This is a genomic window from Thermogymnomonas acidicola, from assembly GCF_014646795.1.
Lineage (GTDB): Archaea > Thermoplasmatota > Thermoplasmata > Thermoplasmatales > Thermoplasmataceae > Thermogymnomonas > Thermogymnomonas acidicola.
Genome location: NZ_BMNY01000001.1, coordinates 550349 through 563080, shown reverse-complemented (window position 1 = coordinate 563080; position 12732 = coordinate 550349). Strand labels below are relative to the sequence as shown.

Here is a 12732-nt window from a genome sequence, read left to right as displayed (position 1 = left end):
GGAGGCCTGGTGTAGCCAAACGCTCCCATTCATCGTAACCTTACGGGGCACTAACTCGAAACACCGGATGGGAGTGAAAGCGTTAAGTCCATACAGGGCCATGACCGGTCATGGCCATCGCAGTTCTCGGGTACGGGAAGATTGGCAGGGCCATAGTGAAGGACCTAGAGAATAGCATGCCCTCAGAGGAAATCGCAGTGTTCGATCCCTATGCCAAGGAAACCGGGAAGGGGAACCTGAGGGTGAAAAGGGTAGACCCGCTCTCTCCAGATACATTCAGGCACATAGCTGAAAGCGACCTGGTGATGGCCGCGCTCCCTGCTGAGCAGAGGCCAGCCCTTATCGGTTTAACCCTCAGGTACGGTGCCAGGGTGGTTGACGTAACGTTCGGCAACGATGACCCTTTCAGCCAACAGGCCACAGGGAACAGGAAGTCCCTCTACATCCCGGACTGCGGCCTGGCCCCGGGGCTCAGCAACATGGCGGCCGGGTACTTTCATTCTGTAATGGATGAGACCGAAGACCTGAAGATATATGTTGGTGGCATACCAGAGAGACCTGTGCCACCCCTGGACTACGTGATAACCTTCGCGTCGCAGAGTGTCATAGACGAGTATGTGAACAGCGTCACCTGGGTGAGCGGTGGACAGGTCAGGGTTGACCCTGCCCTCTCCGGCACAGAAGAGTTCCATCTCAGCGGCTTTCCCTTCGCACTCGAGGCCTTCCTCACAGACGGCCTCAGGACGCTCCTGAGGAATGTTAGGGTCAAGAATACGATGTTCGAGAAGACCATACGCTACATGGGGCACTCCGACAAGGTCATGCTCCTGCGTGACCTGGGCTTCTTCAGCAGCGACGCTGTGGATGTCGCTGGATACAGGGTGAGGCCGAGGGACCTCACAGCGGCCCTATTCGACAGCAAACTGAGGGCCCAAGGTGTCAGGGACATGATAATACTCAGGGTCACTGCCACAGGTACCTCAGGGGGAAGAAGGGTGCATAGGGGCATGGAGATGATCCACGTTCACAGGAAGGATGATGGCCTCACCTCCATGTCTGTTACGACGGCTGCACCGGCATGTGCCGTGGCGGAGCTGTTGCTCGGCGAAGACCTAGACCTCCACGGCGTGGTCTGCCCTGAAGAGCTGGCCATGAAGGCCGGGGTCTTCGGGAAGGTCGCCGGTGCCCTCAGGAGGAGGGGCATAGAGCTCAGTTTCAGTGAATCATGAACATAAGTCCCCTCTTCGCCCAACTGGCAGATCGTTAAATAGTGAGGAGGCATAGTACGGGTACATCATGAGCGACCTAGCTATCTCGGTGAGATCCCTCAGGAAGACCTACGATGGAATCAGGTACGCCGTTGACGGAATATCCTTCGATGTGAAGAGGGGTGAAATATTCGGGCTGCTGGGGAAAAACGGAGCTGGGAAGACCACAACAATCAGGATGCTCACCACGCTCATAAAGCCCACCAGCGGGACCATTGAGGTGCTGGGCCTTGACCCGCAGAGGGAGCCCCTGGAGGTGAGGAAGAGGATAGGGGTTGTGCAGCAGTCCGAATCGATAGACTTCACAACGGTTGAGAACTGCATGAAGATCTATGCCACCCTGTGGGAGGTGCCCAGGGAGGTTGCGAAGGCCAGGACGGAGGAACTCATGGAACTCTTCGACCTGAACCCCCTGAGGAAGTCCAGGGCCTTCGAGCTATCAGGAGGCCAGAAGAAGAGGCTCCAGGTGGCCAGGGAACTCCTGCACGACATGGATATCCTCTTCCTGGATGAGCCCACCGTGGGCATGGACCCTATAATGAGGAGGAAGGTCCTGGACTACATCAAAAGGAGGGCAGGTGAGGGGCTCACTGTGGTCTTCACGACGCACTTCCTGGACGAGGCAGACTACCTCTGCGACAGGATCTCTATCATGGCCGGCGGAAAGATAGTGGCGCAGGGGAAGGCGAGTGAGCTCAAGGTGAGGTACAGTGGCCTGAGGACTCTGGAAGTTGACGCCGGGAGCCCTGTACGGGATCCTGCCGCTCTGAGGGAGGCAATCGTCTCCAGGGGCCTCGCCCAAGACGTCTCCGTCGACGGCAGCGTTGTTAAGGTCATCGGCAGGAACATATCGAGAGAGCTTGACGAGGTCATAAGGGTGCTCAAGGCCAATGGGGTCTATCCTGAGAACATAACGATGAGGGAGGCGACCCTTGACGATGTCTTCATTCAGGTGGTGGGTGTCTCGTGAGGGTGCCGGCTTCCCTTAGGCTGACCTACAGGAACATAATCGTTAACATGGACATGGGCACGATGATCTTCATGCTTGGCCTCCCTGCCCTCTACCTCCTTGTCATGGGCACGATGCTGCAGAACATAGTCCCTGGGGTGGCAGTTGCATCCCAGCACGTCTCCTACACCCACTTCCTTGGCCCCGGCATAGTGGCGATGCAGACGCTCACCGCTGGAAACATAGGCGGTGGCATGCTGTGGAGTGACAGGAGGTGGGGCATGTTCGAGCAGCTCATGGTCGGCCCCTTCAAGAGGACTGACTACCTCCTGGGGATCATATTCGTTGCGATCGTGTTCGCCGTTCTCGGCAGCTTCATAATGCTCGGCATATCTGTCGTGGTCTCCGGGGGTTTCTTGTTCAGTGCCTACACCGTCGCACTGACAGTGGTCGGCATAGCCGTGGGCACGATACTCTTCTCATCCCTCTTCCTCATAATATCGGCTGTTGCCAAGACGATGCAGGCCTACAACACCATAACGATAGCGCTCTTCTTCATCCTGGACTTCGCGAGCTCTGCCTTCTACCCGATACCACCAGACAGCGAGGTGGTCATCAGGTACTTATCGCTGGGCAACCCGCTGACGTACGTCGTGGACGTGATCAGGTCATCCCTCTTCGGTGCTGCTTCCCTCTCCACACTCATAGACCTCTCTGCCCTGGCAGCCATAACTGTTGTGCTGTTCACCGCATCTACCTTGATGTACAGGAACGTCAGGACTGGCGTCTAGGCGATGCTGTACCTCAGGAGGGCAGCGATTCCACCGAAGCCCGCGAGCTGCGCTCCAGGTTCCGTGAACCGGCTGAATATGATCATCCTGCTCCCTCTCTCCACGCACCTGTCAGCCAGTTCCCTGACCTCTTCAGATTCCCTGAACTTGTTCTCCAGCACCATCAGGGTGTCCACAGCCCCCATGTCAATTGCCCTCTTCACTTCTTCGAGGCCGTAGGCCACTGCACCGTTCCTTGAGAGCCTTCTCATGAACTCCGCCATCACCCTGGATTCCACGGCTGCCCTGCTCTCCCTCATCACGGCCTCCGATTCCGGCGTCTCCAGGAACCGGTAGACTGCACCCGCGTCCCTCCTGTCGGAGTGGACAACGCGGACCGGGATGCCCCTGAAGCCCTGGTCGGCCCTGAGGTATTCTCCGAAGGCATCTGGAGTGAAGCCGGGCCCCAGGACGATGACTGCTGTGGCCTGCTGGGCCAGGGGCCTGAGCGCGTTCCTTACCTGAGAGAAGAACTCGCCGTCCCTCTCCTGGTGCTCATAGTCCTTGCCCGCCCTCTGCGATGGTATCCGCGCCACCTCCTCCACAGAATAGGAGCGCAGCCTGCAGATGGTGGCTTCCTCGTCGTCCATTACCACGAAAATGGCCTGGCCCTGGTGTGTACCGTTGAGCGCCTCTTCGAGGAGCTTCCTCTCCGATGGAGTGATTGACCTCTTCATGAGGTAGAAGTCGTCACCTGGGCCCAGCTGCAGGGACTGGTGCTCTCCAGTGACACCCTCTGGGCCCTCTGTTACCGTACCGAGTATGCGTACCCTGTCAGTGAACTCCACGAACCCGACGTCCTGAACGGATATCGTGACTGTCACCGGCACCCTTGACCTCTCCTTTGAGCGCACCGCATCTTCCTGCTTCTCCATCCTCCGCAGGGTTGTGGCCCGGACCAGGTCGCCCGGCTTCACCAGGTTCTTGATGTACCAGAGGTCGTCCTGGCCCTGGATCAGGATGTGCATCAGGCCACCTGAGCTGTCACTGTCTATGATCTTCATCGGTACCACGCAGCCTATCTATCTCGCCCTTTATGTTCCTGAAATGTGAGCCCTCCCAGTAAACCTTTCCGCAGCCCGTGCACCTGTAGAACCTGTCGTGCCTTTCCAGGACACCGTCAGGTACCAGTGAGGAGACCTCGCCGTTGCCCACAGCCACAAGGGAGGAGTTGCAGAGGGGGCACCTGGTGAACATGGCCGACCTCTCCGGCGGGAACGCTGCCATCACCTGGGCCAGCTGCCTGCGCCAGTCATCGCTCTCAAGGTACATGGATTCCCTGTACCTCCTGCTCAGCTCCCTGTCCCTGGTGAGCAGGAAGAGGCCACGGCTCTCGCACTCCCTCAGTATCTCCGCGTCCTCCTTCTCGCTGCCAGCGTATGTTACGTCATAGCCCAGGAGGCGCATCCACCTGCAGAGCCTCCCGAGCATGCCGTCAGCCATGAAGCCCCGGGCCATAGCCACCCCATCTCTGGATCAGGCTGTTCACCACCCCGATCTGGTCCAGTATCCTGGACACCACAAAATCGACCATGTCCTCAACGCTCTTTGGCCTGGTGTAGTAGCCGGGCATGGCCGGCAGTATCACCGCGCCCATCTCGGAGAGCGAGAGCATGTTCCTCAGCGTCAGTGTGCTCAGCGGTGTCTCCCTGGGAACAAGCACCAGCTTCCTCCTCTCCTTAAGTGCAACCGCCGCTGCCCTGGTTATGAGGGTGTCAGAGATGCCTGCAGCGATCTTGGACAGCGTTGAGATCGAGCATGGCACTATGACCAGGGCATCGAATATGAAGCTGCCGGAGCTCACCCTTGCCGCAACGTCGCGGTCATCATACACGTATTCCGCATACCTTTCAAATTCACGTGCATCGAGATCAAGTTCGGCCCTAGCCACCAGCCTGGCGTGTTCAGATACGATCAGGTGCACCTCGTGCCCCTTCAGGGACTGGAGGAACCTGAGCGCTATCACGCTACCGGAGCCGCCGGTTACGCCCACCACTATCCGCATATATGTGTAGTATTGCCTGGATATTTACTTCTTCCTGTTAAACACGAAGTACAGGACGAACACCACTGCGATGATCGCCACTATTATTGCCACGTCCCTGTAAGTGGCCACGGGCCCGGCCACCTTGGGCTTTGACCAAGAGAAGCCCGGGTAGGCACCTGCGTTCAGGGCCTGGATGTTCGTGTATCCCTTCACCTGCGATGGGTCGTTTTCTATCCTCTCGAAGGCAAGCGTCATGTTCTTGATGGTGGGAGAGCCAATCTGGGAAAGTGCCTCCACGAACTCCGCACCGTACGGGTTGAGGCCCGTGTAGGAGAGGTCGAAAATGATCAGGTCCTGGGATGCATTGGCTGACCAGTTGTACTTGACGTAGGTGCTGTTGTCTATGATGTCGGTGAAGAATGTGGTCCAGTCGGTATCTGTTATGTTGTAGCTCTCATTTGTGCCGACCACGTGGTAGGTTATCGTGGGCAGGGTGGATGGCGGTGCAGGTATTGGTGGTGCCGATGCAGAGCTTATGAAGGGCATGAGTGCGAGCAGAACCACGACGGCCAGGGAGGCCAGCCTTACAGTCCCTTTCCTGTTCATAGGGTGGAAGCAGATCGAGAACCCCCTTAATATACTTACCCAGGTGGCCTGAGGAAAACCCTGCCGTCCGGGTCCCTCCCGAGAGATATCTTACGGTCGCTCAGGAGCGAGGAAACGCACCTCCTGGCTGCACCGGGCCTGTACCCGAGCTCCCTGGCCCTCCTCCTGACGGAGGCGTACGATGCAGGCAGCATGGCAATTATCTCCTCTTCGAGGGCCCGGTCCGGAGGTTTCCTTAGGGCTGTTGCAAGCGACAGGTAGAGGGCTGCGGCCACGGGAGCAGCGTAGGGGAGGAATCCAGGGTCAAAGTAAGTCCCGCTCAGTTCCACGGCCCTGCCCCTGTACGAAACCCTGGCCGAGACTGTATAGAGGCCAGGCAGAAGACCTTCCACAATGCCTGTGCCATCCCCCGCCTTGGAGCCGCCAACGAACCAGGTTATGTTCAGGAGGGACAGGTTCCCCCGGCCCACAATGTGCACCCATATGCCGAGCCAGGTGTCTGTGGAGGACAGGGAAATGGAGCCCAGTTCGGGGTAGAAGAGGACTGTAACGCTCGAATTGTAGCTGCTGTTGAGCCCGTTGTCCGCGAATGCCACTATTCTGACTCTGTAAACCCCATTGGAGGGTGCCTCAAACTCCAGGTTGCCGCTTGGGGCCCGTGCACGGAGGATCCTGTTGCCAACGGTGATGTTTACGTAACGCAGCGGTACCTGGGAGGTGACGGTGTAGTTCACATTTATGCTGTTGCCGTGGACGGTCACGCTGGCTGAAATTGCTGGGGCCCGGTCTGAGTATACTGCTGTGAACCCCTCCAGTGACCACACGCCGCACCTTGTGGTCACGTTCAGCGTGATGTTGTAAGTGCCGACGGTCTCCAGGTATATATCCATGGTGCTGCCGTTCAGCGCCGCACTGAGACCAGCTTCAGGAAGAACCGTGACCTCAAGGCCGTCAGTGCCTATACGGATGGTGTGGGAAGACGTGTATACTGTGCCGCTGACAATGGCCGGAGGCCCGCTGTTGTTGTAGTATATGTAAGAATGCGCAACGGCCACCACCCCGCTTGGCCCGGTCGCGGTGGCCATGACCGATATGTTCCCCTCCTCCCCTGGCGCGAACTCGGGTGTGACGTTGAATGTGAGGCCTTCGCCCTGGCCGGAAGCGACCAGTTCCCCGTTTATGTATAGGGAAATAACAGATGTGGTGTTCGTTGCCACAAAGACCTCAACGTCCTTCACGCTTCCGTTCCCGCTGAACGACACAGCGTGCCTTTCCACCACCAGTCTGATGGAGGGCGCGTAGGTGATAACAGTGAAGGAGGTGTGCCAGAGGGCCACTGCAGTGCCGTTGATCATACCGTACACCGTGGCGTTCCATTCTCCGTTGCCCAAGTGCTCAACTGTCCTGTTGAATGTGAGGCTCTCCCTTATGGACACGTTGCCGGATGAAAGGGCCAGCATATACATGCTGACACCAGTTACCGCAGGCCACCATAGCTCTACGGCCGAGGTGTTCAGTACGCTCCCGTTGATGGGTTCCATGGTGCCTGCTCCTCCGCCACGGACAAGGACATGGTAGAGGATGGAGGAGTTGAATTCCACGCCTAAAGCGTCCATGGCTGTTACGTTTACATGCAGTGTGCCAGCCACAGTGGGGACTGTAAAGGAAGTGCTGTTCCCGGATGCATAGACCGAGCGGTTCAGTACCTGAACCCTCATCCACACGATCTCGTTCCTGTCACGTGCGCTCACCGTGACCCTTGAGCCGGAGAGTATGTAGCTTCCACTGGATGGCTCAGGCGATATCACCGGGCTGTAGTGGTCCACCGTGACGTTGAACCGCCTCACAACCCTCTCTCCGCTCACCGGGATCAGGGTTATGGTGGCGGTGTATCTCCCCTCGGGTACAGAGGACGTGCTGACCTCGAAGGTGCCGTTTATAGGTGTGAAGTTTTCGCCGAAGGCGGAGAGCACCATGTGGTAGGGCACAGGGCATACTACAGATGGCCTGACCACCAGCGTTGAGTTCGATACGTACCGGGGCTGGGCCACGAGAGACGCCTGCACTTCCCTGGGCGGATATTTGCTGAAGAACTCTGTGCTGTTGCCGTTCCATACTGCCAGGACACCTGCACCCGGCTCGACGGTGAAGCGGCCCTTCACTGGAGGCGAAAACAGTGAGTCCCATGAGGCACCAATGTCCTGCGAGAGCACCTCACTGGCCACGGGCTGCGCTACAAGCTGCAGGCCGCCTGGGAGTGCAACGAAGTAGGCGTTCTCAGACACCCTTACAACCGAGTAGAGGTACCCGTCAAACAGGATCGAGTCATTGAATCCAGTGCCTGTGTAGCCCAGGCGAACCTCGTCCAGTATATCGATGTTTTCCCCCAGAACTTCCAGGGATTCTATGCTCTCCCCGCTGCCAAGTGCGATACTGAGGTTGCCGTTCCTCTCACCGAAGGATAATAGGGTGGTGCTGTTAAGGTGGAAAGACATTGGAGGCCCCGAGTATGCGGATACCGTTACTCCTGCTGGCCCTGTCCCTATTATGTAACCGCCTGCCACGTACGCGTGCGTGGTGTTCCCGGGCAACGTGAGGTTATGGTAGGTGACTGCAAGGGTGGACAAGTTCACGGTGACTACTGACGCCCTTGTACCGTTGGAGAAAAGCAGGTAGAGGTACCTGGAGCCGAAGTAGTATGACTCGATGGACATACCCCTCTCGTACAGGGCCTGCCCGGCACCTGTGGCCGGGTTAACGAACGCCACGGAGGGGCCTGTGATGTTAACTGTGGTGGAGAGATAGGGGTCAAACTGGAGGCCGGGGCCATTCACCTTTTCCTCTTTGCTGTACAGGTATCCATTGACCTCTGCGGCGCTGAGGTTCTGGTTTCCACCTGTTATGGAGTATATGGAGGTTGAAGAGAAGGGGCCTCCAACCTCCACCGTCACGTTTCCGGCGGTGTCCAGGAATATACCGGAAACGGTTGCGTTGAGAGGTCCCACTGAGAGGTAGTCCTCTGTGCCGTATGGCAGAAGCGAGAAAGAGAAGAGCGAGTCTTGCGGTGGCCTCGTGCCTACGGCCTCCCAGGAACCTCTGGGGGATACGAACCACATCGTCCCGTTTCTGACGCCGAACACCAGGGACCCGGCATACCTGCCTGAGAGCCATATTGAAAGGTTCTCAGAGGTCATTGAGTAGCTTGCACTGTCGTTCCAGGCCATTGTGATCCTGATCGAGGGTACATCCGTCTTAATCAGGACGCCGGCCCTGTCGCCTCCGTAGCCATATGTCATGACAGCGAATGCGTTCCCAAGTGTGGTATGCAGGCCCCCGGCAAAGTCGAAGGGTTCGAAGCCGACCTCAGAGAAGCCTATCCAGCTTTGGTTTGCCGGAAAAGCACCATGGGCCAGGCCCTGGAACGATATACTGCCACCAACCTGTGCTGATAGAGGCCGTTCAGCGTTAAGCCGTTGTGTGTTGACAATGTTAGTGCCACCCGCCTGCACCATTAATATTATAATTACTAATGATAACAGTAATACCTTATTAATGTTTCTCATCTATTTCCCGTGATCTCCACTAAACATATATTATCTCCCGGGACTGATACGTTTATAACTGCATTAAAAATGGTAGTGGTGGATGATCAGGGTAGGCATAAACGGTTACGGCACGATAGGCAGGAGAGTGGCAAATGCGGTTCAGCTGCAGAGGGACATGAAGGTTGTTGGCATAGTGAAGACAAGGCCAGACTATGTGGCCCGGGTCGCCTCCTCAAGGTTCAGCATATTCGTCCCCGACGAGAGCTACCTGAAGGCGTTCGATGACGCTGGCATAAAGGTGAAAGGCGTGCTCAGTGACCTCATTCGTATGAGCGATGTGGTTGTGGATGCAACCCCTGAGGGCCAGGGGAAGAAGAACACGCCCATGTACAGAACTGCTGGTGTGAAGGCCGTGTTCCAGGGTGGGGAAGAGGCTGGGGTTGCAGACGTCAGCTTCAACGCCTACTCATGCTTTGATTCCGCAGTTGGCAAGTCCTCAGCCAGGGTCGTATCATGCAACACCACAGGCCTTGCAAGGTCACTGCATGCACTGCACTCCGAGTTCGGTGTGGAGCACGTGGACGGCACCATAATCAGGAGGGCAACGGACCCGAACGACCACAAGAAGGGGCCCATAAACGCGCTGGAGCCGAGCCTGAAGATCCCGTCGCACCACGCACCTGACCTCAGGACGGTGCTGCCAGTGGACATAGACACTGTGGCGATCAAGGCACCGACAACACTGATGCACATACACGTCCTGAACGTCACTCTCAAAAAAGAGGTGCAGCAGTCTGACGTGATATCGGCCTTCAGCTCGCGCAGGAGGATAATGCTGGTGGACGGCAAGGACGGGGTCTCCTCCACGGCACAGGTCATGGACCTTGCCAGGGAACTGGGCAGGGACCGCTCTGACATGTACGAATTGGTTATATGGAGGGACGCAGTGAGGGTATCCGGTAGGAGGGTGAGCTACATCCAGGCTGTTCACCAGGAGAGCGATGTCGTCCCTGAGAACGTGGACGCCATCAGGGCCCTGATGGGGAGCATGGAGAGGGACGCATCGATCGATGCAACTGACAGCTCGCTCAATATTGGGGGTATGAAGATCTATGGGTGAGAAGGAAGGAGAGAAGAAATACACGATAGAGGACCTCCCGGGTGTTGGTGAGGCCACGGCGGAGAAGCTCAGGGAGAACGGCTATGACGACCTCATGACACTGGCGGTTGCCTCGCCCAAGGACCTGTCGGAGGTCTGCGGGATAGGTGAGGGCGCGGCCATCAAGATAATATCGGCAGCGAGGAAGTATGCGGATGTGGGCAACTTCGAGACCGGGGAGCAGATCCTCGAGAGGAGGAGGGAGATACAGAAGCTCACCACCGGGAGCAAGAACCTTGACGGCTTGCTCGGAGGTGGCCTGGAGACGCAGGCGATAACGGAGTTCTTCGGGGAGTTCGGATCGGGGAAGACGCAGATAATGCACCAGCTTGCCGTCAACGCCACCATGCCGAAGGAGAAGGGTGGCTTTGATGCCGATGTCCTCATAATAGACACGGAGAACACCTTCAGGCCTGAGAGGATCGTGCAGATGGCCAGGGCCAAGGACCTCGATTCAGACAACGTCCTCAGGCGCATACACGTCGCCAGGGCCTACAACAGCCACCACCAGATCCTCCTTGCGGAGAAGGCGCTGGAGATGGCCAAGGAGTTCCCCATAAGGCTGCTCATAGTCGACTCATTAACCTCCCACTTCAGGTCCGAATACATGGGCAGGGGTTCCCTCGCAGAGAGACAGCAGCTCCTGAACAGGCACATGCACGACCTCCTGAAGTTCGGTACGATCAACAACGCCGTGATCGCTGTGACGAACCAGGTATCCGCGAGGCCAGACGTGTTCTTCGGAGACCCCATGGCGCCCATAGGTGGGAACATAGTGGGCCACACTGCCACGTTCAGGATCTACCTGAGGAAGGCAAAGGGTGGCAAGAGGATAGCGCGGCTCATAGACTCCCCGCACCTGCCCGAGGGCGAAACGGTGATACAGGTAACAGAGGACGGCATCACCGACGGGGTCTGATGCGGAATTTCTGGGACACCATAAGGGAGAGGTTCCGGGATTACCCCTCACAGCTGGCAGTCGTGAGGAAGATCATCTCCCTCGGCCTGAGCGTGGTCCCTGGCCCTGATGGATCCCCAAGGGTCACGTGCGACAACATAGAGGTGAGGACAGCTGCCATAGCGCAGGCGCTTGGAGTTGACAGGAGGGTGGTGGCCAAGGCCCTGAGGAGGATCATAGAGGACCCTGAACTGCGCAGCTTCTTCGGCGCCCTCAGGCCCACCACCAACCTCTCCATGGCAAGTTCGAAGCTTGGCCTGGGCGTAATAAGGATAATACCCACGTCTGCGTCTCATCCGGGCATAATAGCCGGCGTCTCAAGGGTAATAGCGGACTTCGGCATATCCATAAGGCAGGTCATAGTTGATGACCCAGAGCTTGTGGAGAACCCGACGGCCCTTATCGTGACCGACGGGCCGGTCCCGCCTGAGGTTATACCGAAGATCAGGAAAGTCCAGGGCGTGGAGGCTGTGACCATACTATGACCTTAGGTTCTCAGTTATGACCCTGAGTGCGTTGGACCACATGACCTGGTCTGCATGCGTCCCGAGCCTTTCCCTCAGTTTCCCGTACTTCGTGACGTCCTCGAAGCCTGACGGTGTTTTCTCTATGCCCAGGAAGTCTGAACCTATGGCAACGTGCTCCCAGCCGAAGTTGTTCCCTATGTACTCAGCGTGCTTCACCATGTCGTCCATGGAGGCTGAGGGGCCGAGTGTGGACGTGATTGCTGTGATACCTATAACGCCACCTGTGTCCACGATGGCCTCTATCTCCTCGTCGTCCAGGTTCCTGACGTGCCTGTGGACCGACGCAGCGTTTGCATGCGAGCATATAACTGGCCTGCCTGTCACAGAGCAGGTGTCCAGCACGGTCCTCTTCGATGCGTGCGCAAGGTCAACTATTATGCCAAGCGAGTTGCACCTCTCCACGAGCTCCGTGCCGTAGCCTGTGAGGCCGTAGTCAACCTTCGACATGCAGGACGAACCGAACTTGGTGTCATAGTTCCACGTTATGCCAAGGTTCCTGAGGCCAAGGTTGTAGTAGAGGTCGAGGTCATAGGGGTCGGTGAGGACATCCGTGCCCTCCATGGAGATGAGGAAGAGCAGGCCGCAGGACGATGTGTCCTCAACGTTGCGCACTATCCTGACCCTCCCGGTCCTCTCGAGGTAGTAGTAGAACTTGAACTGTTCCATCGCCACCTGCACAAGAGGTGCAGATGACTGGGTGCGGAAGCCGTAGTTCCTGCTCAGCTCCTCTGCCCTCTCGTTCTCGGTATAGATGTGGGGGAAAACCACGGAGAAGACCATGGCATTGCCAAGGCTGGACAGCATGTCAACGCTGCTCTGCCCACTCCCGTGGATCACATCCTGCCTCTGGGATGAGAAGGCCAGGTCCTGGTGAAGGTCTATGAGGTTCAACTGCGGACACTC

The 12732-nt window shown here is 57.5% G+C and carries 12 protein-coding genes; 6 read left to right on the top strand and 6 right to left on the bottom strand.

Translation table 11 applies throughout. From position 1 onward, the window contains the following. Positions 1–110 precede the first annotated feature (110 nt). The 3 genes from IEW66_RS02755 to IEW66_RS02745 all read left to right on the top strand — a co-directional run bounded on the left by IEW66_RS02755 (position 111) and on the right by IEW66_RS02745 (position 3008). Positions 111–1229: a saccharopine dehydrogenase family protein gene (locus IEW66_RS02755; protein WP_188680119.1), complete on the top strand. Its 1119-nt coding sequence runs from the start codon at positions 111–113 to the stop codon at positions 1227–1229. A gap of 67 nt (positions 1230–1296) precedes the next feature. Continuing rightward, a complete protein-coding gene (locus IEW66_RS02750; protein WP_188680116.1) occupies positions 1297–2238 on the top strand; it encodes an ABC transporter ATP-binding protein in 942 nt (313 codons plus the stop codon). Further along, on the top strand, positions 2235–3008 hold the full coding sequence (locus IEW66_RS02745) for an ABC transporter permease (RefSeq protein ID WP_188680114.1): 774 nt from the start codon (positions 2235–2237) through the stop codon (positions 3006–3008). The genes IEW66_RS02750 and IEW66_RS02745 overlap by 4 nt, the downstream gene beginning before the upstream one ends. On the opposite strand, the gene IEW66_RS02740 is transcribed toward IEW66_RS02745, so the two are convergent. From IEW66_RS02740 to IEW66_RS02720, 5 genes are read right to left on the bottom strand one after another with little or no spacing between them, the layout of a single operon-like run. Beyond that, positions 3005–4051, bottom strand: a complete 1047-nt coding sequence (locus IEW66_RS02740; protein WP_188680112.1) for an mRNA surveillance protein pelota — start codon at positions 4049–4051, stop codon at positions 3005–3007. The genes IEW66_RS02745 and IEW66_RS02740 overlap by 4 nt on opposite strands. Next, complete coding sequence (locus IEW66_RS02735; protein ID WP_188680110.1) at positions 4032–4505, bottom strand: Mut7-C RNAse domain-containing protein; 474 nt, start codon at positions 4503–4505, stop codon at positions 4032–4034. The genes IEW66_RS02740 and IEW66_RS02735 overlap by 20 nt, the downstream gene beginning before the upstream one ends. After that, positions 4483–5052 carry a UbiX family flavin prenyltransferase gene (locus IEW66_RS02730; protein ID WP_188680108.1) on the bottom strand — a complete coding sequence of 190 codons (570 nt, stop codon included), beginning with the start codon at positions 5050–5052 and terminating at the stop codon, positions 4483–4485. The genes IEW66_RS02735 and IEW66_RS02730 overlap by 23 nt, the downstream gene beginning before the upstream one ends. A 24-nt stretch (positions 5053–5076) precedes the next feature. Beyond that, positions 5077–5640: a hypothetical protein gene (locus IEW66_RS02725; RefSeq protein WP_075057335.1), complete on the bottom strand. Its 564-nt coding sequence runs from the start codon at positions 5638–5640 to the stop codon at positions 5077–5079. A gap of 35 nt (positions 5641–5675) precedes the next feature. Beyond that, positions 5676–9152 (bottom strand): hypothetical protein, encoded by a 3477-nt coding sequence (locus tag IEW66_RS02720; protein WP_188680106.1) that lies wholly within the window; start codon positions 9150–9152, stop codon positions 5676–5678. Positions 9153–9285: 133 nt separating this feature from the next. Between IEW66_RS02720 and IEW66_RS02715 the strand changes: the two genes are divergently transcribed. From IEW66_RS02715 to IEW66_RS02705, 3 genes are read left to right on the top strand one after another with little or no spacing between them, the layout of a single operon-like run. After that, on the top strand, positions 9286–10305 hold the full coding sequence (locus IEW66_RS02715) for a type II glyceraldehyde-3-phosphate dehydrogenase (protein WP_188680104.1): 1020 nt from the start codon (positions 9286–9288) through the stop codon (positions 10303–10305). Continuing rightward, positions 10298–11263: a DNA repair and recombination protein RadA gene (gene radA, locus IEW66_RS02710; protein WP_188680102.1), complete on the top strand. Its 966-nt coding sequence runs from the start codon at positions 10298–10300 to the stop codon at positions 11261–11263. Before IEW66_RS02715 ends, radA begins: the two co-directional genes overlap by 8 nt. Then, entirely contained in the window at positions 11263–11787 is a 525-nt protein-coding gene (locus IEW66_RS02705) for an ACT domain-containing protein (protein WP_188680100.1), read from the top strand. The genes radA and IEW66_RS02705 overlap by 1 nt, the downstream gene beginning before the upstream one ends. Here IEW66_RS02705 and IEW66_RS02700 read toward each other — a convergent pair. Continuing rightward, positions 11782–12720 carry a dipeptidase gene (locus tag IEW66_RS02700; protein ID WP_188680098.1) on the bottom strand — a complete coding sequence of 313 codons (939 nt, stop codon included), beginning with the start codon at positions 12718–12720 and terminating at the stop codon, positions 11782–11784. The genes IEW66_RS02705 and IEW66_RS02700 overlap by 6 nt on opposite strands. Between the last annotated feature and the right edge of the window lie 12 nt (positions 12721–12732).

Excerpts from the sequence above, each read along its gene's own strand:
- IEW66_RS02755 (WP_188680119.1), top strand. The coding sequence starts at position 111 with ATGGCCATCGCAGTTCTCGGGTACGGGAAGATTGGCAGGGCCATAGTG.
- IEW66_RS02750 (WP_188680116.1), top strand. The coding sequence starts at position 1,297 with ATGAGCGACCTAGCTATCTCGGTGAGATCCCTCAGGAAGACCTACGAT.
- IEW66_RS02740 (WP_188680112.1), bottom strand. The coding sequence starts at position 4,051 with ATGAAGATCATAGACAGTGACAGCTCAGGTGGCCTGATGCACATCCTG.
- IEW66_RS02735 (WP_188680110.1), bottom strand. The coding sequence starts at position 4,505 with ATGGCCCGGGGCTTCATGGCTGACGGCATGCTCGGGAGGCTCTGCAGG.
- IEW66_RS02730 (WP_188680108.1), bottom strand. The coding sequence starts at position 5,052 with ATGCGGATAGTGGTGGGCGTAACCGGCGGCTCCGGTAGCGTGATAGCG.
- IEW66_RS02725 (WP_075057335.1), bottom strand. The coding sequence starts at position 5,640 with ATGAACAGGAAAGGGACTGTAAGGCTGGCCTCCCTGGCCGTCGTGGTT.
- IEW66_RS02720 (WP_188680106.1), bottom strand. The coding sequence starts at position 9,152 with ATGGTGCAGGCGGGTGGCACTAACATTGTCAACACACAACGGCTTAAC.
- IEW66_RS02715 (WP_188680104.1), top strand. The coding sequence starts at position 9,286 with ATGATCAGGGTAGGCATAAACGGTTACGGCACGATAGGCAGGAGAGTG.
- radA (WP_188680102.1), top strand. The coding sequence starts at position 10,298 with ATGGGTGAGAAGGAAGGAGAGAAGAAATACACGATAGAGGACCTCCCG.
- IEW66_RS02705 (WP_188680100.1), top strand. The coding sequence starts at position 11,263 with ATGCGGAATTTCTGGGACACCATAAGGGAGAGGTTCCGGGATTACCCC.